Origin of the sequence: Bartonella sp. TT67HLJMS (assembly GCF_042193375.1) — a bacterium.
GTDB classification, from domain to species: domain Bacteria; phylum Pseudomonadota; class Alphaproteobacteria; order Rhizobiales; family Rhizobiaceae; genus Bartonella; species Bartonella grahamii.
Genome location: NZ_JBHILP010000006.1, coordinates 11,499 through 37,388 on the forward strand (window position 1 = coordinate 11,499; position 25,890 = coordinate 37,388).

Annotated in this window: 23 protein-coding genes, 1 tRNA gene and 2 pseudogenes; 9 read left to right on the forward strand and 17 right to left on the reverse strand. The window is 37.8% G+C overall.

What is annotated here, in order from left to right; translation table 11 throughout:
- Positions 1 to 323 precede the first annotated feature (323 nt).
- Positions 324 to 854, reverse strand: a complete 531-nt coding sequence (dut, locus tag ACFIJQ_RS04680; RefSeq protein ID WP_375628778.1) for a dUTP diphosphatase — start codon at positions 852 to 854, stop codon at positions 324 to 326.
- Between the two features lie 245 nt (positions 855 to 1,099).
- Entirely contained in the window at positions 1,100 to 1,909 is an 810-nt protein-coding gene (locus ACFIJQ_RS04685; RefSeq protein WP_273788648.1) for a VIT1/CCC1 transporter family protein, read from the reverse strand.
- A 1,069-nt stretch (positions 1,910 to 2,978) separates the two neighbouring features.
- Between ACFIJQ_RS04685 and ACFIJQ_RS04690 the strand changes: the two genes are divergently transcribed.
- Positions 2,979 to 3,680, forward strand: a complete 702-nt coding sequence (locus ACFIJQ_RS04690) for a hypothetical protein (protein WP_375628780.1) — start codon at positions 2,979 to 2,981, stop codon at positions 3,678 to 3,680.
- A 729-nt stretch (positions 3,681 to 4,409) separates the two neighbouring features.
- On the opposite strand, the gene ACFIJQ_RS04695 is transcribed toward ACFIJQ_RS04690, so the two are convergent.
- The 4 genes from ACFIJQ_RS04695 to ACFIJQ_RS04710 all read right to left on the reverse strand — a co-directional run bounded on the left by ACFIJQ_RS04695 (position 4,410) and on the right by ACFIJQ_RS04710 (position 8,086).
- Positions 4,410 to 4,778 (reverse strand): hypothetical protein, encoded by a 369-nt coding sequence (locus tag ACFIJQ_RS04695; RefSeq protein WP_375628782.1) that lies wholly within the window; start codon positions 4,776 to 4,778, stop codon positions 4,410 to 4,412.
- Positions 4,779 to 6,057: 1,279 nt separating this feature from the next.
- The gene (locus ACFIJQ_RS04700) at positions 6,058 to 6,582 is read right to left on the reverse strand and encodes a type II toxin-antitoxin system PemK/MazF family toxin (RefSeq protein ID WP_273788651.1); all 525 of its coding nucleotides are present in this window, start codon (positions 6,580 to 6,582) and stop codon (positions 6,058 to 6,060) included.
- Positions 6,583 to 6,895: 313 nt separating this feature from the next.
- Positions 6,896 to 7,468 (reverse strand): disulfide bond formation protein B, encoded by a 573-nt coding sequence (locus ACFIJQ_RS04705; RefSeq protein WP_273788653.1) that lies wholly within the window; start codon positions 7,466 to 7,468, stop codon positions 6,896 to 6,898.
- A 12-nt stretch (positions 7,469 to 7,480) separates the two neighbouring features.
- Complete coding sequence (locus tag ACFIJQ_RS04710; protein WP_015856907.1) at positions 7,481 to 8,086, reverse strand: YqaA family protein; 606 nt, start codon at positions 8,084 to 8,086, stop codon at positions 7,481 to 7,483.
- A gap of 209 nt (positions 8,087 to 8,295) precedes the next feature.
- Between ACFIJQ_RS04710 and ACFIJQ_RS04715 the strand changes: the two genes are divergently transcribed.
- Positions 8,296 to 8,380, forward strand: a tRNA-Leu gene (locus ACFIJQ_RS04715).
- A 1,392-nt stretch (positions 8,381 to 9,772) separates the two neighbouring features.
- On the opposite strand, the gene ACFIJQ_RS04720 is transcribed toward ACFIJQ_RS04715, so the two are convergent.
- Positions 9,773 to 10,663, reverse strand: a complete 891-nt coding sequence (locus ACFIJQ_RS04720; RefSeq protein WP_273788654.1) for an outer membrane protein — start codon at positions 10,661 to 10,663, stop codon at positions 9,773 to 9,775.
- Between the two features lie 1,423 nt (positions 10,664 to 12,086).
- Positions 12,087 to 13,475 (reverse strand): class II fumarate hydratase, encoded by a 1,389-nt coding sequence (gene fumC / locus ACFIJQ_RS04725; RefSeq protein WP_375628785.1) that lies wholly within the window; start codon positions 13,473 to 13,475, stop codon positions 12,087 to 12,089.
- A 225-nt stretch (positions 13,476 to 13,700) separates the two neighbouring features.
- On the opposite strand from fumC, the gene groES reads away from it, so the two are divergent.
- From groES to groEL (ACFIJQ_RS04745), 4 genes and pseudogenes are all read left to right on the forward strand, one after another.
- Entirely contained in the window at positions 13,701 to 13,997 is a 297-nt protein-coding gene (gene groES, locus ACFIJQ_RS04730; RefSeq protein ID WP_005774667.1) for a co-chaperone GroES, read from the forward strand.
- Positions 13,998 to 14,055: 58 nt separating this feature from the next.
- Positions 14,056 to 15,699 (forward strand): chaperonin GroEL, encoded by a 1,644-nt coding sequence (groL, locus tag ACFIJQ_RS04735; protein ID WP_015856904.1) that lies wholly within the window; start codon positions 14,056 to 14,058, stop codon positions 15,697 to 15,699.
- A 75-nt stretch (positions 15,700 to 15,774) separates the two neighbouring features.
- A pseudogene (gene groEL / locus ACFIJQ_RS04740) lies at positions 15,775 to 15,978 on the forward strand (chaperonin GroEL); the annotation flags it as partial.
- Positions 15,979 to 16,050: 72 nt separating this feature from the next.
- Positions 16,051 to 16,248: pseudogene (gene groEL, locus ACFIJQ_RS04745) on the forward strand (chaperonin GroEL); the annotation flags it as partial.
- Between the two features lie 784 nt (positions 16,249 to 17,032).
- On the opposite strand, the gene ACFIJQ_RS04750 reads toward groEL (ACFIJQ_RS04745), so the two are convergent.
- From ACFIJQ_RS04750 to ACFIJQ_RS04765, 4 genes are read right to left on the reverse strand one after another with little or no spacing between them, the layout of a single operon-like run.
- On the reverse strand, positions 17,033 to 18,193 hold the full coding sequence (locus ACFIJQ_RS04750) for an HNH endonuclease family protein (protein ID WP_375628788.1): 1,161 nt from the start codon (positions 18,191 to 18,193) through the stop codon (positions 17,033 to 17,035).
- A gap of 9 nt (positions 18,194 to 18,202) precedes the next feature.
- Positions 18,203 to 19,096: a hypothetical protein gene (locus ACFIJQ_RS04755; protein ID WP_375628789.1), complete on the reverse strand. Its 894-nt coding sequence runs from the start codon at positions 19,094 to 19,096 to the stop codon at positions 18,203 to 18,205.
- Entirely contained in the window at positions 19,096 to 20,214 is a 1,119-nt protein-coding gene (locus ACFIJQ_RS04760) for an adenine-specific methyltransferase EcoRI family protein (RefSeq protein WP_273755572.1), read from the reverse strand. The genes ACFIJQ_RS04755 and ACFIJQ_RS04760 overlap by 1 nt, the downstream gene beginning before the upstream one ends.
- 54 nt (positions 20,215 to 20,268) lie before the next feature.
- Positions 20,269 to 20,499 carry a DUF6471 domain-containing protein gene (locus ACFIJQ_RS04765; RefSeq protein ID WP_273755571.1) on the reverse strand — a complete coding sequence of 77 codons (231 nt, stop codon included), beginning with the start codon at positions 20,497 to 20,499 and terminating at the stop codon, positions 20,269 to 20,271.
- A gap of 115 nt (positions 20,500 to 20,614) precedes the next feature.
- Between ACFIJQ_RS04765 and ACFIJQ_RS04770 the strand changes: the two genes are divergently transcribed.
- Together ACFIJQ_RS04770 and ACFIJQ_RS04775 are read left to right on the forward strand one after the other, a co-directional pair.
- Positions 20,615 to 20,800 (forward strand): transposase, encoded by a 186-nt coding sequence (locus tag ACFIJQ_RS04770; RefSeq protein WP_375628792.1) that lies wholly within the window; start codon positions 20,615 to 20,617, stop codon positions 20,798 to 20,800.
- A gap of 215 nt (positions 20,801 to 21,015) precedes the next feature.
- Positions 21,016 to 21,264 carry a transposase gene (locus tag ACFIJQ_RS04775; protein WP_375628794.1) on the forward strand — a complete coding sequence of 83 codons (249 nt, stop codon included), beginning with the start codon at positions 21,016 to 21,018 and terminating at the stop codon, positions 21,262 to 21,264.
- Positions 21,265 to 22,435: 1,171 nt separating this feature from the next.
- Here ACFIJQ_RS04775 and ACFIJQ_RS04780 read toward each other — a convergent pair.
- The 4 genes from ACFIJQ_RS04780 to ACFIJQ_RS04795 are packed head-to-tail and all read right to left on the reverse strand — an operon-like array spanning position 22,436 to position 23,672.
- Positions 22,436 to 22,648: a hypothetical protein gene (locus tag ACFIJQ_RS04780; RefSeq protein ID WP_273788508.1), complete on the reverse strand. Its 213-nt coding sequence runs from the start codon at positions 22,646 to 22,648 to the stop codon at positions 22,436 to 22,438.
- Positions 22,641 to 22,853: a hypothetical protein gene (locus ACFIJQ_RS04785; protein ID WP_273788509.1), complete on the reverse strand. Its 213-nt coding sequence runs from the start codon at positions 22,851 to 22,853 to the stop codon at positions 22,641 to 22,643. Before ACFIJQ_RS04785 ends, ACFIJQ_RS04780 begins: the two co-directional genes overlap by 8 nt.
- The gene (locus tag ACFIJQ_RS04790) at positions 22,777 to 23,013 is read right to left on the reverse strand and encodes a hypothetical protein (RefSeq protein WP_273788536.1); all 237 of its coding nucleotides are present in this window, start codon (positions 23,011 to 23,013) and stop codon (positions 22,777 to 22,779) included. Before ACFIJQ_RS04790 ends, ACFIJQ_RS04785 begins: the two co-directional genes overlap by 77 nt.
- Positions 23,010 to 23,672, reverse strand: coding sequence for a lysozyme (locus tag ACFIJQ_RS04795; RefSeq protein WP_273788510.1), 663 nt, complete (start codon positions 23,670 to 23,672; stop codon positions 23,010 to 23,012). The genes ACFIJQ_RS04790 and ACFIJQ_RS04795 overlap by 4 nt, the downstream gene beginning before the upstream one ends.
- A 207-nt stretch (positions 23,673 to 23,879) precedes the next feature.
- On the opposite strand from ACFIJQ_RS04795, the gene ACFIJQ_RS04800 reads away from it, so the two are divergent.
- A complete protein-coding gene (locus ACFIJQ_RS04800; protein WP_375628796.1) occupies positions 23,880 to 24,305 on the forward strand; it encodes a hypothetical protein in 426 nt (141 codons plus the stop codon).
- A 328-nt stretch (positions 24,306 to 24,633) separates the two neighbouring features.
- Here ACFIJQ_RS04800 and ACFIJQ_RS04805 read toward each other — a convergent pair whose 3' ends face one another.
- Positions 24,634 to 25,563, reverse strand: coding sequence for a YopJ/AvrA family T3SS effector serine/threonine acetyltransferase (locus ACFIJQ_RS04805; protein ID WP_375628798.1), 930 nt, complete (start codon positions 25,561 to 25,563; stop codon positions 24,634 to 24,636).
- Positions 25,564 to 25,890: the final 327 nt, after the last annotated feature.

Below are 25,890 nucleotides of genomic sequence, written 5' to 3' on the forward strand. Positions count from 1 at the left end.
GCCCGCTGCCCAAGGGCAAGAACAAGCGTTTCTTCTTTACCAATTGCTGCTTGTAAATCCAAGACCCGCAGAACCAGCCGTTGCGTAGTGAAGAAGTTCTAAACCTTGTCTCAAGCGCAAGACGCTGAAGGGATAACGTCAGGGCATGTGAAGATTGAGAAGAGACAGAGAAAGAGTAAGGATGATTGTTTAGAGGTTCCGTTTAGTAAAAAACTTTGAGAGCACATGCGCACTCCTTCTACACTTTAGAAGCCCAAAGGACTTTCAGTGAAAGAGTGGTTGCGAGTGTTATATTTTGAGAGTAGCGATTTTTTCAGAGCTTCTTAAGTATGCCCCGTTGAACCAAAACCTCCTGTTCCACGGCTCTCTTTATGGCTTTGGGTATTTTGCTCTGGTTCAATGGCGCAAACATTGACTTGGGATACGGGAGCGATGACTGTTTGGGCAATGCGCATTCCCCGTTGGATAGAAAAGTCTTCTTGTCCTAAATTGATAAGAAGGACTTTGACTTCACCACGGTAATCACTATCAATTGTTCCTGGAGTGTTGAGGCATGTGATGCCGTGTTTTAAGGCTAAGCCAGAGCGTGGACGTATTTGTGCTTCAAGCCCACGTGATAAATGAAAAATGAGACCTGTTGGAATAAGTGCCCGCTGCCCAGGGGCAAGAACAAGCGTTTCTTCTTCTCCAATTGCTGCACGTAGATCAAGACCCGCAGAACCAGCCGTTGCGTAGTGAGGAAGTTCTAAACCTTGTCCGTGTGCAAGACGCTGAACAAATAAAGTCAGGGCATGTGAAGATTGAGAAGAGACAGGGTGATTGTTTAGAGGGGCGTTGGTTTCAGTGTGCGACATGATCAGGGCATTTCCAAAATATGAGGTCTAGAAAGAAATGGTACTTTAACAAAAGATATCCATAAAACCAAGTCGATAAAGGTTTGTTGATCTAGGTTGTCCCCAGAGCTTGCTGATCTAGAATATTCCAAAACGCCATCTGACACCATTAATGGTATTTTTCAATAATGGCATCATCCATGACGGCTTATACCTAGGGACATGCGCTTATTTGAGATCTAAATTATGGTTACAGATAAGATTTTTTAGATACTACCAATAAGAATACCCGTGGCAAAAACCAGAGCACCACCAATGATGACCTGTAAAGAGGCGCGCCAAAAGGGAGTTGACATGAATTTGTTTTGGATCCAGACGATTGCGCCTAGTTCGAAAAAAACAATGATAAATGCAATAACTGTCGCTACATAAAAAGAGTTGATCAAATAGGGAAGAGTATGGCCTAACCCCCCTAATGTTGTCATAATGCCGCTGGCAAGACCTCTTTTTAATGGCGAACCACGCCCTGATAATTTACCGTCATCGTGGGCTGCTTCTGTGAAACCCATCGAAAGTCCTGCACCAATAGAAGCTGAAAGCCCTATCAAAAAAGTTTGATGCGTGTCTCCTGTGGCAAAAGCTGCTGCAAAAATGGGGGCAAGGGTAGAGACAGAGCCATCCATTAATCCTGCAAGACCTGGTTGAATCCAAGTCAAAAGTGTTTGTCTTTGCGTTTTCGAAGGTTTTTTTACGGTGTTATTGGCCACTGTTGTTTTTTTAGAGGGATGGCTACTCTTGCTTTTTACAAGAGAAGTTCGGTCACATAATGAACCGATAGTGTTTGCACGATTATGGCAAGTAAGGCACAAAAGTTCCTTATAATTTTCAAGCTCTTGAAGCCCCATGGCGGTAAAAACCGCCGCTTCCTTAGAGGAATAAGGTTCTAGAGCTTTTGCATATTTTAAATAGAGCGCTGCATGCTGCTCTTTTACTTTGAGCGCTTGAAGCATCATTTTTTGTGCTGAACGAAAGAACAGAGCTTTACGTTGTACAAATGAAAAAAACGATCTCAACATTTTCTGTTCCTCTGCACTTTAGAATAATTCTAAAACATAAGAAAAATAAACCGAAAGTCAATCTAAAAGTTAAAAACTGAAAAATTGCAAAAAGGTTGCACTGAGAAAAAAGAGTGCTGGGAAGTCAAGAAAGCAAAGGAGATTTATCAAGAATAATGGTCACATGAAAGAAATGATTGCGTGAAAAAATTAAGAGACAATGTGCTTTATTTTGCTAAAGGGGCGTTCCAAAGAAGTGTTTCAATGTATTGATGCTCGAGAATGTAGGGAAAGAAATAGGCTTGGCGTTATCATTCATTTTATGCGTTCAAAAGACTGTAACAGCTCTTGGAATTTGAGATGATTCTTTAAAAGAGACCTTTTTCAAGGGACAAAAGCCCATTTCGCGAAGGGACCCTGTGAAGAGTATAGAAGGGTAGAGCGACAAAATTTCCATGAAATAATATAAACTCTATTGAGTCTTCTTAATCTTTACGCTTCATAAAAGAGCAAGCCGGCATCATCATACACCTTAGCTCCCAGTGTTGCGACAGTCTTTAGCACGGTTTATTATGGGTATGGCATTTTATTGTACAGTTTTACGCCACTTATTCTGCTTGTGGAGGTGTAAGCCAGTATTCTTATGATATTTACGCGCATTTTAGCGTTGTTACAGCTTTTGCATTTAGGTGGATTTGTTAGCGTGTAACGAATTATCTTTTGTGCTGTAATTGCAGGGACAGGTTTAAGGGTGGGAGTGCATAAATGAAAGAGATATTATCATATCAAATTGTTTGATCACGCATGAAAATTTATGCTTTATGAAGGGGCATTTATCGCCTTGTAACTTGCCTGATATCTTGCATGAAAGCCCAAAATTCAGTAGGATTCCTCTCACTTCAAAACTTCTTATATTGAAACAATTCAAATCATTTTCTTGTGTATCACAAGGAGGGGTGTGGGTGCTGTGTTTTTATTTAAAGTATGGGATGAGTTGAAATGTGAGAAGTGCATAATCTCTACGCGTTAACAAACGTTTTTGATGTTTTTAAAAAAGAGCGAAATTGTGCAGATAAAAAAGGGAGCATATATGGAAAATAGTGATGGTTTGAAATTTTGGCGGCTTTCTGAAAAACTAACAATACTGCAGGCAGCGCTTTTAATAGTTGGATTAAATCCAGGAAAGTATTTGTTTGTCAACAAATTAGAACCAGAAAAAAGTGATATTTACGAAGATAACCTTTCCGTATCATCAGAGAAAACTGCTAATTTCCGTGCAGCCTATCATGCTATCGTTCAAGCGGGAAAAAGCAATCGATTAGAGATAGAATGGTCGTACTATAATTTTTCGGATTTTATAGATGCAGATTCCTCATATGTTCGCGTTGATGATTTAAAAGAATGGCTTTCATTGCGTGGTCTGTACCCTCCATTTTTTTTCCCTGAGGATGATTCTCGTGACGTTAAGGACCAAAAATATGCGTTTCAAGATCCAATGCATCCACGTTATGCTCCAAAGCTTGCAGCTATTGTTGCGGCATGGGAAGCGGTGAGTGAGGTTGAGGGTGGTAAAACTGTTAAAGGAACGCTTGCAAAATGGTTGCAACAGAATGCTAATCAATATGATTTACACAATAAGAAAAATGGTAAGTTAAAAAAGGATGTTATTGAGGAATTAGCGGCTGTTGCGAATTGGGAACCTACCGGAGGGGCGCCTAAGACACCTGCCAGCTCTCTTTTATCAAAAGAAAAAAAAATAAAAAGATCACTAAAATTGTGCTGTTTTTTTTGATAATTTTGAAGGTAATCTCTTTTTCTGGGGGAGATTTTTACTTTTCTTCCCTAGATTATAAGTAATTGTTTTTCAATAAAAATAATTTTTATAGTGTTCCTCTGACTGTTCAGGCGGGGGAAATAGACATTTTGGGGCAGTAAAATTTACCCTGTAGTTTTCGTAACTTACCTCTCTATTTTTGTTTGATTTTTTTGGTCATTTTGCAATTCATTATAAATTTAAGGAGTGCAACATGATTACAGTTAATCTTTTTTTTACTATGCGTAAAAGTGTGAAAATTTTTCGGGGAAATGTACGGATATTTGGCAATGTGTTGCGGATGAGGTGGTACATAAATCGTTTAGAATAGGCGTATTATCGTGTTGGTTAAAGTTTGAATGATCGCTGTTATTCAAATAGTCGAAGTTGAGCGTTGTTACAGCTTTTGCATTTAGGTGGATTTTTTAGCGTGTAACGAATTATCTTTTGTGCTGCAATTTCAGGGGTAGGTTTAAAAGTGGGAGTGCATAAATGAGAGAGAGATATTATCATATCAAACAGTGTTCAATTTATCGCATTGCATTTGTGTGAATATAGCTGATCAAATTTTATTTATCATGTAGAGTGGGGAAAAGTTAACAATATTAATTGAATATAAAAAAACATAAACTGTAATCTGAATTACAGTTTATGTTATTAAGTATTAAATAAGCTTACTGTTTAAACTGTATTTAAGTGAAACGGTGTTTAAACGAGCATCCACGCACTGTCCGCAAAAGCATCAAATGCTTTTTGACCCGGTGTACGATAGGGAGCCCGCTTTTTAGAAAATAACCATGAAAAATACGCAATAAGACCCCAAAGTGCTGGTGCAAGTCCCATCATAATTCCTACCTTTACAACACCTTTTTTTAAATCTTGTTCAGTGCTTTGTGTTGAAATATGATTCATAACCATATCAATAGCTTTAACAACTTTATTTTCTTTTGACACTGTAGAAGCAACACTAGAACCTTGAGAATGACTATTCAAATAATAAGCATTAGCTTCCAAAACCTGTGAAAAGAAAAAGGCTATTGTAACAATATATAACGCGATTTTTTGAAATATTTTCATTATAATGATCCAAATTTAAAAGATTTAATCAAAAAAGTTTTTTCATTACACTCTTTAAACAAAACAAAAAAAGCACCGTGGCATCCTATGATGCATAATTTCATTATGTGTTTAATGTGCTGTTAATACAAAGTGTTCAATTGCACATTTTGTATTATACTTTTATGTAATTTCCATAGTTTATTGATTTTGTCAACTTTTCAATTTTAGTTTTTAACTTAAATTATAAGCTGTAATTTTTTTGTTAATTTAGAAATAAGTTTAAATTATATTATTGTTTTTATTGTATTTATTGTATCATCTGTTTTGGTAAGTCGTAAACGCAATTCTATATTATTAACGGAGATATTTTAAATATACAAAATGTTTTTTTAAATAAACAAAATGTAGTTTTATTGTGGTGTGAATGACATATGTTTTGTATGGATTTTTCAAATTTCATAGTATTTTATAAAAATGCTATGGATTATTGATGCAATTTTTAAGATATATTGCGGTGTGAAGTAATCGTTTTTTGTTATCTCGTAAAAACACTATTTTGTGGTATGGTGATGTGAGTTCTGTGTTTAGCATTATCGTTATCAATCGGTTATCATATGGTAAGTAAACTAATATTATTCAGATTATATAAGCATTATTAGCTCTCTTTACAGAAACAGATGCGTTCAAAGATGAATGGAGTATTCTGTGTAGTCTTAAAGCGTTTGAATCATTAAATGCTCTTTACTATTTTTTTCCTTTCAAAAATGCTGGCTTTTTCATCCGCTTCATCCGTATTGAGGGACGTAAATAAACAAGTTGTGAGGTCGAATATCTTTTGGTAAATTGAGCGATTGAACACTTCAAGAGCGCGAAGAACAAGGGATTATTTGTTATGCCAAATTATGAAAAATTTTTTTCAATCTTGGAAAGATATTCCCATTGCGGCAAATCATATAAAGTTTAAGCAACGGCAGCACGGTTTTTTGTGCAATGAAATGATAAATATGTACAACATCTCGGTAATCTCCGTGGGAAACTTTACCAGATCAATAGTACGGATAGTGTCTTCTGCTTACCCCAAATCGCAGATATTTCAAAACAACAACGGTGGAGAATGAATGTTGGATATGTTCTAGGGAAGGTTGTAAAAAATGGCTAAAAAGTTCTCAAAAAAAACACCAAAAATGACGAAAGGAGCGGTTTCCCACTCCTTCGTTCCTATCTCCCCTTTCGGGGAAGCGGTCACCATTACTGATGCCGTGTATGCTGATATAGATACACTTATTTTTCTCAAAAGTCAACACTGTAAATGCGGTAAATATTTGAGCATCAGAGCTACAACTTTATGAAAATCTTCGCAGGATAATCTTGGAACGGTACGTGAGCAACTTAAACGACTTACAGAAACTGTTGTGACATAATTGCAGATAATCCATGCTTTTTTATTCTCTATGGGAGATTGTATTGGATACGCGGCGGGATTATTGGGTTGTGATTTCGTTGAAAAAGGTAAAACTGTCACATTTCCATATAATTTTGCATTCTTAGAAAGCACTAAAACAGGCCGCTTTTTCCAAAATTCAGGGAGTATCGAATCATGAGGAAAATCGCACCAAAAAACTTGTCTGATGCGTGGTGCCGATTTGATTCGTGGTTTTATGTGAGGTGGTTTTTTGTAAGGAGCATTTAAATCCGTTTCTCTTATATGCTCGCGCCATGCATTATGATCATGTTCCATCATAACACATGGTTCTTCAAGTTTGGTTATATCTAAGGAAATAGGTGATAGGGTAGAAGGTGCTGTGTTCTTATCTTCAGCCATAGCAGACCATTTATATTTATCGGTCCCCTCACTTATTATTTTACGGCTTTTCTATCATGGGTTTTTATCAAAATGTTTCTCATAAGTACAGAGAGGTGAAACCATAAAATGGATATATCTGCTTATTTTTGTCTTTTGCGTACAACGCTAGAGGAGGGATGTTGGTGATAGGTGGGATGTTGGTGACTAGTTGGTGTTGGTGGGTTGGTTTGGCGGTGGGTAGTTTTGGGGGATGATTGGTAACTGGAGGGTGTTGGTTAGGGGGAAGCGATTGGAGAGAACGAGTGCACGCGGTCTCGTTTCTATTTTATGGTTAGAGTTTTTTATTGCTTGAAAGGAGCCCTTTTGAGGCAACATAAAAACTGATAAGCATGTAAAATAGGCTTGAGACGACATTCCAACCGGCAAATGAAAGAAAAAGAAAGCGTGCGGATGCTTCAGAACAAGAAGGGGGATGAATGTTGTTTAATTGGTTAAGTAGCTGGTTAATGTCTGAGGTTTTTCTCACTGCGCTTAAACCACAACTGAGGGGAGCTGCCCAAAAGCCATATTCGACACCCGCATGATAAATGGCTAAAACAAGGCTTATACACATTAAGACAAAAACACATAAAAATAAAAGTTGTATCCAAACAGACATGCGAAAAAACCATGCCCCAAAACCTGCTAAGAGCAAAAAGGGTATGGCACCATAATAGGGAAAACGCTCTATGAGGCATAAATCGCAAGGAAGGTATCCCCCAAAATATTCAAAACCAAGGGCAAGACCTATGGTAGCGGACAAGCAAAAAGCGAGAAAAAAAGCCCATAAACTTTGTTCTTTTCTGCTGGGTTCAAGATGAAAGTGCTTGTATAAAAGTGGGTGAGAAGACAAAACGCACGCCATTAAGTCTGTTCCTTATAAAAGCTTTTTGTTTAAAAAAGCTATGAAAATCCCATAAATTAAAACGAGACTAACACAACCAATGAGAATAATCCATTTGAAATTCTGTACTAGAAAATTCATTGCTTTTTGCCCAAAATGTTTAATCAGCCACGCGAGAAGATAAAAACGAGCACCTCTAGAAAAAATACAAATAAGAATGAAAAGTTCAAGACGTACACTCATTACACCGGCCAAAATTGTGACAATTTTGATGGGGGGAAGATGAAAAAAACCTGATGTTATCAGTAAAATGACTAGAAATTGCAGGGTTGCACTATTTTTCAGAGATTCAAAACTTTCAACCTTACCGTAAATTTCTAAAATGGGTTTGGCAAGAGTATCATAGGCAAAATGTCCGATAAACCAACCGGCAATGCCTCCTAATACAGAACAGATAGTCGCAATTAAAGCATAGCGATAAACCCGCTTTTGATGGATAAGCAGCATCGGAATATATAAAACATCTATGGGAATTGGAAAAACAGAACTTTCAATAAAGGCAATGAAACCAAGCCAGTGTGGTGCTGTACGCCGATTTGCTAAAGAAATCGTCCAAAGCTTTAATTTGTTTAATATCATGAGGCTTTCTATAAATTTAAGAGGTAAAGACTTTACTATAAATCCGGTAGAGAAATCCAACAAAGAAAATATTTCATAAAACAGATAAGAAAATGATATGAATTCTTAAAAAATGAGAAGTCTGCTGTTGACGAATCTGTGCTTCTTCATATAGTGCAAAGGAATAATCGACAAGTCTGTATTTTAAGTCCTGTCTTTTGTAGCAATGTGCGGGTGTGGTGGAACTGGTAGACGCGCCAGACTCAAAATCTGGTTCCGAGAGGAGTGTCGGTTCGAGTCCGACCACCCGCACCATTTCTAATATTTTCCTTTATCCTGTTATGGCGCATCATGTTGATTTATAAAACATGTGGGATTGGTAAAACATGAAATTGATAAACAGTGTTCAATGTTTTGCATGTTGAATGAAAAACCTCGAATACCGTAAGATTCTCTCATTTTAAGTCTGTTTATAGTAAATTGACCAAAATCATGTCTCTTGTACATTGCAAGCTGGATGAGCTATTGTGGCATGAAATTTTACAAAAAATGAATAAAAATGCCTCTTAATAAACCGTTTCAAGGGCATCATTGGGGGTAGGAGTGTATGATGGATGGTGCCAGCTTGTACTTTTATCTTGCACTTTTATGAAGTGTAAAGATGGTGCTCTATAGATTTTATATGCTTGTGGGTGTTGTTGCGAAATGGGCGTGAGAGTTTTGAGAGATGTTTCTTTAAAACACGCATGTGAATTAGCAACCCAAGTGTTTGGGACTTGAGAGTGTTTGGGATTTGAGTGTGTTTGGGACTTGAGAGTGTTTTGTTTGGAGCGCTGTCGTATGACATGAGGGCCGTGATCCCAAAAAGATCCGTGAGAAACACCAGCATGAGGTAATGCGTAATCTCCTTTCTTTAAAAGATAGAGCTTTAGAGGCTTTGAAAGTCGTAAAACCGAAGTAAAAAGAAATAGTAAGGTTGGAAATTGGTTTTTGCCTTGACAATTTCATATGCTCCCCAAATGAAGCTGTCTCCCCGTTACCGAAATTACATAAACAGAGAACCGCAATATCTTCTCTCTACTCTGGTATACAATAGCTGTAAACACTGTCATTTGAAGTGTGGTCATATAGGGTCTTTAAACTTCTTTGAAACGTTACAGTATTTTTTTCAGTGTGTGTTGGATATTCTTAAGAGTGTTTGTTTTGCTTTAGGTTTAAGGGCATTTCATGGGGAGGCGCAAAGAGGAGCCCGCCCCAAGAGTCCCCAAGAGCCCCCGAGAGTCCCCGAGAGTCGTTGTGTTCTTACAAACGGATATGATTTTAGAAATGGGTTTTTAGAATCTTGATCCTGTGAGAGTGGGGAGGACAAGTCAACATCATCCTATAAAACTGCAATTGATGTACAATATACATAGTTATTTTAAAGAAATATCTCTTAATAACTGCTCTCATTTATTTTACGATGGCGTATTTTACGATGGCGCCCAGTGGTATGATGGTAAAGCTTTTCTATTCCAAATGTATTACATGAAAGGGGGAGAGAGGATAGGAGCTTGCTTTAAAAGAGGGAGAGGCTTTATTGTTTCATGATTATTTATTTACAGTTTAGTCCTAGCTTTTAGAATCTATGTCTTTTTAGGGGGAAAGGGGCATAAAAAAACCCCGTTTTTAACAGGGTTTTTTAAGAGTTCGATTTTTTTATAGAACTTAGAATTTATAAGCGATACCAAAGCGAAAATCATGCGTTTGAGAAGAGATTTTAAGGTCATCGTTTGCAAATTTCTTTTTCAAAAAATCTGAATAACGATATTCTGTACGCATGATGATATTATCTGTCATTGCAAGATCAAAACCACCACCAACAGTGTAACCAAACATTGTTTCTGTCTTATCTAACACATCGCCAGAAGCAAAAACTGTCGAATCTTCTTGCGATTTTGATAAAAGTGACATGATATATTGCATTTGTGTATAGGCTACACCCCCTGCAATATAAGGCATAAGGCGATGGGAAGCAAAACCAATACGCGCACGCGCAGCACCAGACCATTTTTCTTTCAGTGTTACACTGCTGACAACAATGTCACCATAGTTGGGGATTGTTTCATCCTGAGCTGCAGGTTTTATGATAGGAATCCCAGCTTCTTTAAAGGCAATGTTAATAGAGTCTAATTCATTTAGAATTTTCTTTCCATTGTCTGTTTGGGTGCTTTTCCTCCCAGACCAGACTATGTCCGTATCAAAACCGAAAACAAGGTTATCTCCCAGATCAATATTAGAACCTGCATACAAACCTGCTCTCAATCCTGATGGTTTCGGTGATAAGTTTCTATCAACCCAAGCCCATTTTCCGTCCCTGGCTTCTTGTGCGTAATCTAGAGTATTTTTACTGGAAAAATATCCAATTTGTCCTCCAACATAAAAACCAGACCAAGAAAAAGGTGCAGAAACAGTAACCGGTGAGATACGTGACGATGAATCATTTTGCAATGAAACCTTCGGTTTTGATTGCTCAAAGATTACCGTATCTGCTGCTTGCGCTGTTGAAGTGGTAATAAAAGTGAAAATAGATAGTGCGATTAAATATTTTGTTTTCATAAAAACGTCCCCAATTTATTTCAGACACAAATCGTATTATATATAAATTGGTTAAAAAAATCTATAGTTAATATCATTATGAAAACTAAAATACGCATAAAATCTATAATTGACCATATTAAAGCGTTTTTAAAACTTTTTTCGTGCTATTATCCGGCGTTTTTCAGGGTTTTTATATATTCCTTCAGTGTTTTCTGTGTTTTATAAAAAATTATAGCATAATAAATAAGCTTTTGATTTGTTTAAAGAACAACTATTTTATATATATTAAAAACACCTTTTGTTGCTCAGTGTTAAATGTATTGTCTATAATGATTGATATCATTGTGCTTAATATTCAATTGATATTAAAAAAATACATATTGGCACTATCATATTCTTTGCTCGTTTCTGATATTGCGTAGCTTTGTATTGCGATAGCCTTTTGAGCACTTGAGAGGATGAGCGACTTTATTTCTTTTTTTATCTATATGCCACTTTTTCTTATAACAATCCAAGCGAATAGTTTTGATTGATTGAATGGAATACGAAAAATAAGAAGGAGCAAAGTGCGAGAATTTAATGTTTTATGAGGTTTCTCATGCACCATGTAAACGATAGATGATCCTTTTCGTTTACCTAAGCCGGAATGTGGATGAGAGCCTAAAAACTTAAAGTCGTTGGCAATTTTAAAGAGATTAGCGCGTGCACTCAGATTTTTGTGGAAATGGATGAGAGCGTCATGAGGGGTGAATGCCTCAAATTTCTTGCGGGTTGTCAAGGATATTTCCGTCAGAGAGCTGATTGTTTCAGCACAGAGAAAAACCTTTCAGTGCATTGAGTTTTTTCCAACAGCTGTTCCTCTATTGAGTACTTCTATCTTTACGCTTTATAAAGGAGACATCTCTTAATGCTTCCAAACCCATTTCACGACGGTGGCTCGTGAATGGTATAACGATAAAGCCATTGAGCACTTCTATCTTTACGTTTCATAAAGAAGCAAGACGGCACGATCATTATATTTGCCAGCTCGTGGGTGTTGTGACAGCCCCTTGGCAGTTGTGACAGTCCTTGGCACTTGAGGCGGTTCATTAGAGGCGTTTTTAGTCCTTTCTTATCTTATACAATTTCTATCCACACATTCATATCGCCACACATTCACCTCACTTGGGATGTGCAAGTGAGTGATTTTGATTGATTCAACATAGGACAGATTTAAAATGGGAAAATCCTACGGTATTCAGGATTCTCATTCAATATGGATAATACTAGATTATCATTATAAATAAACACATTATCTCATTGAGACAAGAGTAGAAATGTGGACCAGATCCTAAAATGAACGCCGTGGGAAATCGTTATCGGTCATCATCGGGGTGCTTACACCCCGATTTTTTGACAGAAAGATTTGTTTTAAGATGTTTGCATCTTTTTAGTGGGTTGTTTATTGGGGAGCAATCATCTTTTTGGGATCAACCAGCCGGTCATAATCAGCTCCAGAAACGCCAGCTTTTAATGCTTCTGCGCGCAAAGTTGTATCATTTTTATGCGCCGCTTTTGCAATTTCAGCAGCTTTTTCATAGCCAATTTCTGGTGCAAGAGCTGTGACTAACATGAGTGAGCGCTCCATGAGCGAGTGAATATGAACGCGATTGGCCCGTAATCCTTGAATGCAATGCATATCAAAAGAACGCATGCAATCACCAAGAAGGGTAATTGATTGTAAAACGTTATAGCCAACAACAGGTTTATAAACGTTGAGTTCAAAATGTCCTTGGCTTGCGGCAAAGGTTACGCTGGTGTGATTACCAAAAACTTGGCATGCGACCATGGTTAAGGCTTCACATTGCGTGGGGTTGACTTTGCCAGGCATAATAGAAGATCCGGGTTCATTTTCGGGAAGACTGAGTTCCCCTAAACCGGAACGTGGTCCTGAGCCTAAAAACCGGATGTCATTGGCAATTTTAAACAGATCAGCAGCAAGAGCATTCAAGCTCCCGTGGAAATGCGCAAGGGCTCCATGATGGGCGAGTGCTTCAAATTTATTGCTGGCGGTTTGAAATGTTATTCCTGTGAAAGCGCTCACTGTTTGTGCAAAAGCAATGTCAAAACCTTTTGGCGCATTTAGTCCTGTGCCAACAGCTGTGCCACCTTGAGCAAGCATGTGGACATCGGTTAGAGCATTTTCAATGCGCTGAAGATTGGCTTCTAATGCGGCACGATAGCCTGAAAATTCTTGCCCTAAGGTTAAAGGCGTTGCATCTTGAGTATGGGTGCGGCCGATTTTAATGATGTCTGCAAATTCTTGCTCTTTTTGTTTTAATGTAGCAATAAGAGCTTCAAGGATTGGCAGTAAGTGTTGGCGTGTTTGCAACGTGGTGGCAATGTGAAGCGCTGTGGGAAAGGAGTCGTTCGATGATTGACTCATATTGACATGGTCATTGGGGTGAACTGGTTTTTTGCTTCCAAGTTTTCCTCCCAAAATCTTACTGGCACGATTAGCAATGACTTCATTGACATTCATATTGCTTTGTGTGCCAGAACCTGTTTGCCAGACGGAGAGTGGAAAATGCGTATCAAAATCGCCGGCAAGCACTTCATCGGCGGCTGCAATAATTGCTTTTCCAATATTTTCTGGTAGTTTTCCTTTGTCCATATTTACAACAGCTGCAGCCTTTTTGATAAGGGCTAAGGCATAGATGATGGCAAGAGGCTGCTTTTCACTACCAATATTAAAATTATGCAGAGAACGTTCAGTTTGTGCGCCCCAATAACGATCTTGACGTACCGAAATCGTTCCAAAGCTATCCGTTTCCTGACGTGTTTCAACCATGATAAGATCCTTTTTTGTTCACGGGTTCTTAAAAAAGCTAAATAACGCGAAAGTGCAACAAGAGGCAAGACTTTGAAGCTTCATTTAGAGAAATTATTTTATGGCTATTCTTGACATTAAGAGATGCCGATTTTATATCTAACACATACTAGCACTCTCAAGCTATGAGTGCTAGCAAGAACTTTAAGATTAATGCAATTATGTTCAGTTTTAAGGATTTAAAACATGGCTAATATACAATTCCGCCCACTTCACGACCGTGTCGTTGTCCGTCGGGTTGAATCTGAAAATAAAACGGCTGGTGGGATTATCATCCCTGATACAGCAAAAGAAAAACCTCAAGAAGGCGAAGTGATTGCTGTTGGTAATGGCGCTCTCGATGATAACGGAAAGCGTGTGCCTTTAGAAGTCAAGACAGGAGACCGTATCCTCTTTGGAAAATGGTCTGGAACTGAAGTCAAGATTAATGGGGAAGACCTCCTCATCATGAAAGAATCTGACATTATGGGAATTATGGGCTAATTAAAGCGCTTAATTTTTCATTGTGTACTATTTTGAAAAAACTCCAAGGAGAAATTAAATGGCTGCTAAAGAAGTCAAATTTGGCCGTGAAGCGCGTGAGCGTTTGTTGCGCGGTGTCGACATCCTTGCTAATGCTGTTAAGGTGACACTCGGCCCTAAAGGTCGTAATGTGGTGATTGATAAATCATTCGGTGCGCCTCGCATCACAAAAGATGGTGTATCCGTTGCAAAGGAAATTGAACTTGAAGATAAGTTCGAAAACATGGGTGCACAAATGTTGCGCGAAGTTGCTTCTAAAACCAATGATATCGCTGGTGATGGAACAACAACAGCTACTGTTTTAGGACAAGCTATTGTGCAAGAAGGTGTTAAAGCTGTTGCTGCGGGCATGAACCCAATGGATCTTAAACGCGGGATTGATGCTGCTGTAGATGAAGTGGTGGCAAACCTCTTCAAAAAAGCAAAAAAAATCCAAACTTCAGCAGAAATTGCACAAGTAGGAACCATTTCTGCTAATGGCGCTGCTGAAATCGGTAAAATGATCGCTGATGCTATGGAAAAGGTTGGCAATGAAGGCGTTATTACCGTGGAAGAAGCTAAAACTGCTGAAACGGAATTAGAAGTCGTTGAAGGAATGCAGTTTGACCGTGGATATCTTTCCCCTTATTTTGTCACAAATGCTGAGAAAATGGTCGCTGATCTTGATGATCCTTACATTCTCATTCACGAAAAGAAATTGTCTAATTTGCAATCTCTTCTTCCTGTGCTTGAAGCTGTTGTGCAATCTGGAAAACCACTTCTCATTATCGCTGAAGATGTGGAAGGTGAAGCTTTGGCAACGCTCGTGGTTAACAAGTTGCGTGGTGGTTTGAAAATTGCTGCTGTAAAAGCACCTGGATTTGGTGATCGCCGTAAAGCAATGTTAGAGGATATCGCAATCTTGACATCCGGACAGGTTATTTCTGAGGATGTGGGCATTAAACTTGAAAATGTCACTTTGGATATGCTTGGACGTGCAAAGAAAGTGAATATTTCTAAAGAAAACACCACCATTATTGATGGTGCTGGACAAAAGTCTGAAATTACTGCTCGCGTCAATCAAATCAAGGCTCAGATTGAAGAAACAACTTCTGACTATGACCGTGAAAAATTGCAAGAAAGACTTGCTAAACTCGCTGGTGGTGTTGCTGTTATCCGTGTTGGTGGTGCAACAGAAGTTGAAGTGAAAGAAAAGAAAGACCGCGTTGATGATGCCTTGAATGCAACACGTGCTGCTGTTGAAGAAGGTATTGTTGCTGGTGGTGGTACCGCATTGTTGCGTGCAGCAAATGCGTTGACCGTTAAAGGAAGCAATCCTGACCAAGAAGCTGGTATTCATATCGTTCGTCGTGCTCTTCAAGCGCCAGCACGTCAAATCGCAACCAATGCCGGTGAAGAAGCCGCTATTATTGTGGGCAAAGTGCTGGAAAATAATGCTGACACTTATGGTTACAATACTGCAACCGGTGAATTTGGTGATTTGATTGCTTTGGGAATTGTTGATCCAGTGAAAGTTGTGCGTTCTGCTCTCCAGAATGCGGCGTCAATTGCTAGCCTGCTGATTACAACAGAAGCAATGGTTGCTGAAGTTCCAAAGAAAGATACACCAATGCCTCCAATGCCTGGTGGCGGAATGGGTGGAATGGGCGGAATGGATTTCTAAGCTCTTATTCCATAGAAGTAATAAAGAAACGGGCCTTCTGTGCCCGTTTTTTTTAATGCTTTTTCACGTTTTGCAACCGGTGAATTTGGTGATTTGATTGCTTTCAAGAATTGTTGATCCAGTGAAAGTTTTTGCGTTCTGCTCTCCAGAATGCGGCTTCAATTGCTAGCCTGCTGATTACAACAGAAGCAATGGTTGCTGAAGTTTCAAAGAAAGATACACCAATGCCTCCAATGCTTAGGTGGCGGAATGGGTGGAATGGGCGGAATGGATTTCTAAGCTCTTATTCCATAGAAGTAATAAAGAAACGGGCCTTCTGTGCCCGTTTTTTTTAATGCTTTTTCACGTTTTGCAACCGGTGAATTTGGTGATTTGATTGCTTTCAAGAATTGTTGATCCAGTGAAAGTTTTTGCGTTCTGCTCTCCAGAATGCGGCTTCAATTGCTAGCCTGCTGATTACAACAGAAGCAATGGTTGCTGAAGTTCCAAAGAAAGATACACCAATGCCTCCAATGCTTAGGTGGCGGAATGGGTGGAATGGATTTCTAAGCTCTTATTCCATAGAAGTAATAAAGAAACGGGCCTTCTGTGCCCGTTTTTTTAATGCTTTTTTACGTTTCGTACAGTTCTTCCTTTTATGATAGTGATCTTATAGCATTTTGTTATTTTTCATTGGTTGATGTATCGCCATTGTGAATAGATCTCTCTCTTTATTCATGACTTTTTCTCTTGCATTTATGAGATGTTTTTATTGTGCGGGGATCGTGGTTTTCTTTGAAAATATTTTATTGATAAAAATACAACTTTTTGATTTATAGTCATTTCTTTCTTATACAGTTCTATTTTTTCATTTTAAGTTTATGCATGCACCATTAAAAAAATCCTGTGTTTGCGCTTTAGAAGGGCGAATGGTTTTTATGAACCAACGCAAGAGTTCGTACCCATTGAAAGTTGAAGAGAGAAAGTTGGACAGAGCATGTTGGGTCTTGTTTGTTTTTTTTATGAATAAGATGCTGGTGTTTAAGCTTTTGTATGAAAACAAAAATTTAAGGTTTGCTCTGTTAAAGGGCTTTTGTATACTGGGACAAGCATATCTCTGTTTGGTTAATCTCTGCAATAGAAAGACAGCCTCATTGAGAAAGAATGTAAAGGCATATAAGCACGCGTCTTGTCATCATCTTTTTGCTTTATGACTTTTAAAGGTATTTATAGTAATATCTTATTAAATAATGAAGATGATGCCTCAAACTTTTGTTGCTTGCGTATCTTTTTTTTGTGAAATTTCGTCATTATGTAGCACTTGCACAAAACCAATGTTTATTAGTGATTTGTGTTATTTATTACCCTTAGCTCTATTATGAGTTTTGCATAACATTTCACAATTAGCCTTGTCGGTTGCACCCCCTTTACTCCAAGCGGTCACATGGTCTGCATCCATGTCGGCAAGTTTCCAAATTTTATTTTTATTGACATTGTCACTGATTGCACATAGCGGGCAGTTTGAAATACCATTCACTTCGGCATTGGCGGTTTGTTTGGCATAGGTTGATTTTTTGGTAGCTTCATCAAATACTCTTACATTAAGTAATTTTTTATCCATCATACCACCTAGCACATATTCAAAAGTTCCTTTACGGTCTTTGACATAAGGGTCTGCATATAGGGTTTTTACTTGCTCACTAATGGTTTGCGGATTGTAAGGCTTGGATTTGTAGGTTTCATATAGTCGTCCCCATTCTAACCCCTGCATTTCTTTCTCAACAGTAGTAAAAATCCCTGATACCCAGTCAATTACGGTATTAAAATAGGTTTTTAGTTCGCTAATGTTGTCATCATGACGGTGACGGCTCATGTAGTCGCCTACATTGTTACGGCTGACCCATTCAAGGGCGGTGGCTAAAAAGTCTTGGCGTAAAGCTGATCCTCGCACATAACTCGCCCATTTGTTAATATTGGCGTTTTGGCTGTTGCTAAATTCGGCTTTTGCTAGGGTTACAAATTTGCCTGAATAGACAGCATTTAATAATTCTTGTTCATTGAGTGGTACGCCTGCAATGTTGATGGTTTTAAACCAGTTTTTAATTTCGATTTCCTCACCGTCACACACATATACTAAAAGATTGGTTTTATTAATCAAATCTTGCTGTTCAGGTGGTAGTGAGTTGAAATATTGCGGGGTCTTGTTGTTATCCATGATGGCAAATTTATTGGTAACAAATCGCCCGATACTGGTAATGCGTTGCTGTCCGTCTAAAACCTCATAGATACCATCCCCTGTTTGGTTAAAATACAACAAACCCAATGGGTAGCCCTTTAGGATAGATTCGATAACGGCAACATCACGTTTACCATCAGCATAGATATAATTGCGTTGGTATTCAGGTTGAATGGTAAGTTTGCCAGATAAGCCAAATAAGCCTTTGCCTTCAAATTCGTTGTAGGTGAATCCATGACAGATATCGGCAATGGTATAGGTCTTAAGCGTGGTTTTCATAAATTATTCTTATTTCCCGTTAGATGCTTCGTCAGCGACAACATTTAACATTAGTTGAATTATAGAAATACAATCAAGGGCATTTTTAATTTTTAATTTTCGATATTTTGCGGTGCTAGACTTATTGAAATTATTTGACTGCATAGAGCCATAATATGATATCGTGTCATCAAGCATCATTTCTTTGGTAGCCCCACCGACAAAATAGACAACCAAATCTCGTTTCAAAAATAAATTATCATCGAAATACTGTTCATTTAAAAACTTAACTGTAGTAGCACTATAATCTATACCGCCTTTATTATTTTTAACGAACTGCCCGTTACTGTAATCAATACTAAAAAGAAAACGCAAATAGAAATCTTTATCCATTTCTATAGTTTTAACATGGTTAGTATAAGTACCTAATATATCAAAATCTTTTATTATAGCCTCTGCTATCGGCTTAAATGGAAAAGAGGAGCGTATCTCTACTGTTTTTATGGCTTGATGTTCAATGTCTGACTGGTCTTTCCATCTTTTGATAATCTTTATATCAACTTGATTGATAGAATTATTTGACCTATCTATTTGTATAGAAACATTTTTACTTGTATTGTAGTGATTAAGCATAGTAAAGCATAATTGCTCAATGATAAGACCACACAAGCCTTTTAACTGAATTTCTCTTAAATTTCTTGTATCACCTGACGAATTGGCTGAATTAAAATTTATATTGCTTAAACGCTTTTTTGCAATCTCAACGATATTTTGAGTGTTTTGATTATCAGGTGTAAGCACAATACGCTGTATTCTAAATGGTAGATTGTTGAAATAATCACATCGGATCATGTGATTGTTGTCAAACAGCATTTGCCCATCATTATAATCTATATATTCAATGTACATATTAGGCACTCTCATTATTCTGCTTGTATGAGGATTCGTGAGTACATTCGATTACCCTTAATGTAAGCACGGTCTAACTTACCATTCCAATCAGCAACAGCTAAATCACTTAATAATCCATTTTTGACATCTAAATCCATACCAATAATTTTAAATTGTTCAGGGTTGTGTTTGTCTAAAAAGCTAATAGGAACACCCATAATACCTTTATAATCACTTGGTGTGGCGATAGTTACGGGTACCTCAATGGCGTTGTAATTATCGTATTTTTGATAAGCATTTTTCCCTTGAATTTTCTTATTAAATTTAAGATTTTCTGCCATTGTCATCAGTTGCAAGGGTTGATGTCGTCTGCCATGGTCGATATTTGTAAACCAACGAACGCCTTTTACACGAATATATTTATTCCCCTCGTCATCAATTCTAAATCCTGCTGCTTCAAGTGGGTAGCTTTCAGGCACTCTAAACTCTCTATCACCACTATTAATGGTCGCACCTAACCATGCTTCATTGTTTTTAATGAGTGAAAATATGTCTTTACAGGTAATGGCGTTCATATTTCCAATAATGGAAAATTGTTTATCCGCTTCCACTATCCATGCCAAAAATTCACGAAATAGCGAAAAGGGGGGATTGGTGATAATCATATCCGCTTCATCTCGCAAGGCTTTGATTTCATCTGTTTTAAAATCCCCTGTGCCATTAAGGTAATGCCATTGCAAATCCTTAATATCGACTTTGCCGTCATGGTTATTGTCTTTATCAAGGATGAATATTTTACCCTGTTTTACCGATTTATCTTTGTCATAATTCGGGCTTTGAGTTTCAAATAAAGACGGCTGATAATCAGCTTGTAAATCTTTACTGGTATGTGCGTAACTGGTGCTAATGAGTTTTTTCAAGCCAAATCGTTCAAAGTTTTGAGCGAAATACTTGGTAAAGTTACTCCAATCGGGGTCGTCACATGGTAAAAAGACAATTTTACCTCGAAAAACGTTAGCGTCATAGTCAAGGTAGGATTGCATTTCCTTTTCAATATCGTTGTATTGCGTGTAAAATTCATCCTTTTTGGCACTTTTGGCTTTAGATAAGCCACTATTTTTACTTTCAAGATGTGCATCATTATTAAACATATTAAAACCTTCTCAATAAGACCAACTCAAAACTATCGTTTATAAAAAATGTTATTAAATCAAACGAATTTTATTGCACCCAATTGCAGTTAAAACCTGCAACATAAAGTCCGCCCCAAAAGCTCCGCGAGAAATCTTATTGCTAAGGTTTTGTGGGGTTTCCTCAATACCTAAGTCTTTTAACTTTTCTGCCACATCAGCATAGCTAAGGTTTCTAAGGACAATTTCCGCTTTAACAATGCCCTTGGCTTTATTTCGCCATTCATTGCTCTTTGAGTGTTTCATGTCGTATTTTCTCACTATTTAAAACATATAATCATTATAAACGATTATAAATCTATTGTCAAAATTTGTTATAAGGCGTATAATCATCACAAACGATGATTAACAGGCTTAAATTATGACAAAACACCTCTTGCCAACAGCCCATGCTCGTAGTATGTCGTCACTAGCCATTGTTCGGTTAAGTGATGACAAGTGCCATGCTATGCTGTGTAAATTGCGTTGGGGTAGTACAGAAATCGTGGTTTGTCCGAAATGCCAAGTACAAAATAAAGCCTATTACATTACCAGTCGTAAACAATGATAATGTGAGCATTGCAAACATCGCTTTAGTGTAACATCAAGCATTATCTTTGCTCACCATAAATTGCCATTACGGACGCTTCTTTTTGTCTGTGCCATTTAAGTTAATGCGGTGAAAGGTATATCAGCCAGCTATCTCGTGACCTAGATTTTCAGTACAAAACTGCTTTTGTTCTAGCCCATAAAATCCGTGAATCACTCCAAGCCCAAAAAGATTTGTTTTCGCTAAATGGTGAAATTCACATGGACGGTAGCTACGTCCACTCAAGTGTGCGTGAGGAAAATAAAAAGATTGATAGGGTGGATAGACGTTTAAAGGTCAATGAGAACTCCAATAAGCGTTGTATCATCGTTATGCGTAATCGCTACACCACAGACGAAATCCTAGCCAATCTACAATTCGCAGGGGCTAAAATGGCATATACCTTCGTATCTTTTTTTTGTGAAATCCCTCACGTAAAATAGAAAAGCCGCAAATATATTTGTCTCCAAATATATATTTTTGCATATTGACGTGTTTTTAAGAGACATCTTGCTTGTCACACCGATTTCGCAATGGATTTGTGAATGGTATAAGGGCAAAGTTCTCATGAGGTACATAAAACTATAGGGCATGATCATCTTTATGCTTAATAAAAGAATACGCGAACGTTATCATACATGTTTTCAGCTCTCAATGTTATGACAAGCCGCTAGTTCCTGAGACGGTGAGGCGTGCCTTGCTTGTATAGTTTTGACCCATACACTGTAATGTGCAAGCGACATGGTTTGGATTGTTTCAAAAGAAACAGGTTTGGAAATGAGAGAATCCCACGATATGCAGGGTTTTAATTCAAGTTGAAGAGTGCTTAATGATAGTTATAAATCAATGTGATGTGGCTTTACGGTTTTCAAGAGCATTGCATTCTTGCAAATTTTGCAAATAATGACAGTCGTCGTGTTGTTTCACGTTTTTAATGGATTTTAATGGCAAAAATTTTAATGGAGAAACGCTTTTATTGCGGTGGATTTTTTCATTTCAATTCTCTTTTATGTTGAAATACTCTCAAGCATTTTCTTATACCTCACAAGTGGAGGGAGCTAGGGTAAAATACTTAAAGAAAATAAAAATGCCTCTCATGAATATTTTCAAATAGTCAGTTTTTTATAAACAGAGTTTTTATAAATGGGGGTTTTTATAAATATTGGGATTGGTAATGCGTAGGGTGGTGTCTGATTGCTCTTTTTTTAAAGTGTAAAGAAAGGGGATTTTAGGCAAGTTAATACTTTTTGCGTTGTTTACTTATGCAATTATTAAAAAAATATCTCTAAATATTTTTAAATTTTTTCGCGATGGTATCTTCCCGATGGGATTTGTGAAGAGTATAAAATATTTTTTATTATCAATAGGTTATTTAAAAATGTACGTTGGTATGATCATTTTCTTATGTTAGCAAAGTTGTTGACTTATGCGTTTGTTAAAAATCTTTCTTCATGCTTCTAAATTCATTTCATGAAAGCGTTTGTGAAGAGTGTGGAAAAATTTCCCATGAGACGTGAAAAATCATCAATAAAATCTCCGTGTTTTCAAAAAATAACGAATGGCTTTTTATATTTTTAAAAAAAGATTTAACACGTCTCATGTTTTTTATTTATTTTAGAGCTGAATATTCGATTTTTGTGTAAAAATATTTGCCAATGCATCCACGATACGTGAAAAATCAAGCGCTAATAAGAAAATGATGAATATAATCCACTTCGTATAGCGTGACATTATTTTTACACTTTTATAAGTCGTGATGATTTCTTGTAGGATTTCTTTTTCCTTTTCTGTAAGCTCTGTTTGTTTTTCTGTTTTTTTTCTAGCCATGTTTCCACCCACACAAGCCTTCCCCTTGTTTGTTATGCTTTAAAATATCTCTTGCGAGATTTGAGCTGATGATATTGAGATCTTTTTTGTCTAAATAAATGGGCATCCAACCAACGCAAGAAAAAGGCTCATTTATTGTTTTTATCGCGCAACCAGTGAGTAAGAGCAGCGCGTACATCAGGATCACTTTTTTGATTAATTTCATTTTCCACCTCTAGCCGTGTTGTTGATGACTTTAGTGTTTTTTCTATTTGCTTTTGTTGTTCAATCTTTTTTCCAAGAGTGAAAACTTTTGCTAAAGCGATAAAAAAAGCGGTCAGAGCCGCTCCTGTTATCATTAGATTTTTTTTCATCCACCACATTATAAGCGCTGCTCCCGAAACCGTTTTGCCACAAAGAAGATACCAGCACAGGCGGCTAAAACCATAATGGCTGCCAATGCCCATTGGATGGGACCATTGCCTGCCAATAGGCCTCCAAGTCCAGAAAAAGAACCAATAATCGGTGTAAGCGCTTCTGCTTTGAAAAATCCCATTGGTTCTTGCGTTTCTACGGTTTGGTAGTTGGGAGAGACATAAGCCCCTTTTGCCCATAGTCCTGCTTCGGCTGCACGACGGTGCACTAAACCGTGAAGACGCTTTCCTCCTGCTTTGGTCCACTTTTGTAATTCAGCAGGGACGGCTTCATATTCGCCGTTATTGAGTTTTTTGAGCAGGGTCGAATTACAAAAAGCTGATGTTCCTATATTATAGCAAAACGATACGAGCGCGGCGAATTGTTCATCCGTTAAGGAAACCGTCACATTTTTTTCAACGGTATTTTCAAATTGTCTTAAATCTTGAGAAAGAACTTCTTCTGCTTGTTTTTCAGTAATGATCATGCCCTTGTGAACGAACGGTTCGCCAGCAGCGCTGGTATGTCCATAGCCAATTGTCCATACCCCGATGGCATCCTTATAGGCGTTCAAACGCAATCCTTCCCATTGTTTAATGAGTGCAAGCCCTGCTGATGATATTTTTCTCATTTGCTTCTCCATAAAATAAAGCCTCACGTTAACGTGAGGCTGGTCGACATATTAAAAATGAAAATTTTCACTCTGCAAAAACAGACAATACGTGAAAATTTAATGAAATCAAAAGGTTAGTTGTGTCGTCTTAAGGGGTGGGATAATGGCTGGGCAAGTGGGATAATGGTTGGCCAAGTGGGATAATGGTTTGGCTGGTGTTTTCCGTTGAGAGATGTTGTTGGTTTTGAGACTTGGTGCTGGTTTGTTGATAGGGTCTTATTGGTGCTGGTCTTATTGATGTTGGTGAGGTTGGCGATTGTGTTGATGTACGCAATGGTATTACGGCGGCATTACGGCGGGCATTACGGCTGTGTTAGCGGTGGCATGAGAGGTGAGGTTGGAGGGGTGACATATATGTTGGTGAATGGAATTCTTAGAAGGCACTGTTGGCGCGGCAGGGGTTGGGAGGGGTGCATAATGATTTGTGTTAGCATTGGTGTTGGTGATTGCGGTTGTTTTGGCGGTTGTTTTGGCGGTGGTTGTGAGGGGGGAGAGATGGGGAGAACAGATGGTGTTGATTGTGAGGGACAAGAGAGCGGCTGTTTGCGGTTGTTTTGGCAGGTGGTACTGATGTGGAGGCGCTTGAGATAAAAGCGGACAACTCTTAGAAAAAAGCTACAGGAGGAGGCGGGTGCTTTTACTTAACAGCTAAAATCATAAAATATTTTATGCATTCAGCCTTCTGTCTATTCAAATATGGATCATTGTTAAGAAGAGCTTTGGAATTTTGATACAATTTTAAAATCGACAGATTTTGATAGAACAGTTCTGTTTTGCCTTTTGTCTTTAAGAGGTCACGTTGTTTGTTGTTTGCATCTTTACCTGCTGACAAACGGAAAAGAAGATTTGCTAACAGCAATTTGCACCTCACTGTCAAGCAGCAGAGCCTCGTTCTTTATGGGTATGGAAAAAACCTCAATTACATCATCAAAGATTTGTATTCAGTGAGCCTTTTTTGGTGGGAGGAAACGGAAACAGTTTTTCCTTCTGTTGTTCTTAAGTTTTTTTCATATCTCTCTCTCAGAGTTTCACCTTTTTTGTTTACTGTTTCATGTTCAGCATCCGGATTGGTTTTTAAATATTGTTCTAGACGTTTTCTTCCTTGCGCATGTTTGTATAAACTGATGGGAAGATAGGAATCTAACTTGTCAGCAGATAAAGATGAATTGGGTTCACATAATACACCCTTAACATTATCTTTGTGCAATCTTGCTAATTTATCAGATTCAAGATGAAGCTTTTTGGCGAGGCTTAAGCTGAACATCCCACATTCAGAAGAACTTCGCTGAATATCCATTTCTGCCGTGGTAAAAGAATAAGGAGGCAGTTGAAGACATTGAAGGGTTTGATTTATTTTTATCCCTAGTTTGCAAGCAGTGATATTCTGAAATGTTGTAGGTTCAAGCATAATCAAAGAGATTTTGTCATCAACTTTTTGATAATCAAGGACTGCAAAGTGGATTTTGCTTCCCGAATTTACTATAAATCGAGCAGATTTTGCGTCGCTCTCAACCACTTCTTTTAGTGCGTGCGAAAACTCTTCTGCTGTAAGAGCCAATTTGAGATTCATTTCTGGATATTTGCTGTTTGCTTTTTCTACGAGAGCCGGCATCAATCTAATATCTATATTTTCATAATAAGAGTTAATCCAACGGCCGGTGACGAGATCATCCTCTAAGTCTGTAATAATAGCTTTCAACTTTTCCTGACTCAAGGTGCTCTCTTCTTTTTGAGGAGCGTTGAGTTGTTCTAAACGGGCAATAAGGCTTTCTAAGGATTCATTTTCGATGTTACTTTCTGCTATTTGTGAGGCATGAGCGGCAGTATCTTTTGAATCTTGTGGCTTCATAATATAAACCTCCGTGGTTATAATCGGGAGGCAATATTATTTTCTTATATTTTGACCAAATGATGTTTTGAAAAAGAACCTTTATCTCTTGAAGATTAAGGAAAAAATCATTTTTCGGCTGCTTTATAAGAAAGTGCGGGCAGGTCTTTTCAAAACTTGCGTGTTTTATGTTTGTTCAAAGTCTTAAAATACGGGCTTTAAAATGGGCTGCTTTTAATAGAATACGATTGTTTTGCCTTTTGTTTGAAGAGCTAATTGCTCACTTTTTGCATTGTTACTTCTTTCAAAGGGAAAAGAAGATTGGCTGACAGCAATTTATGCTTAATC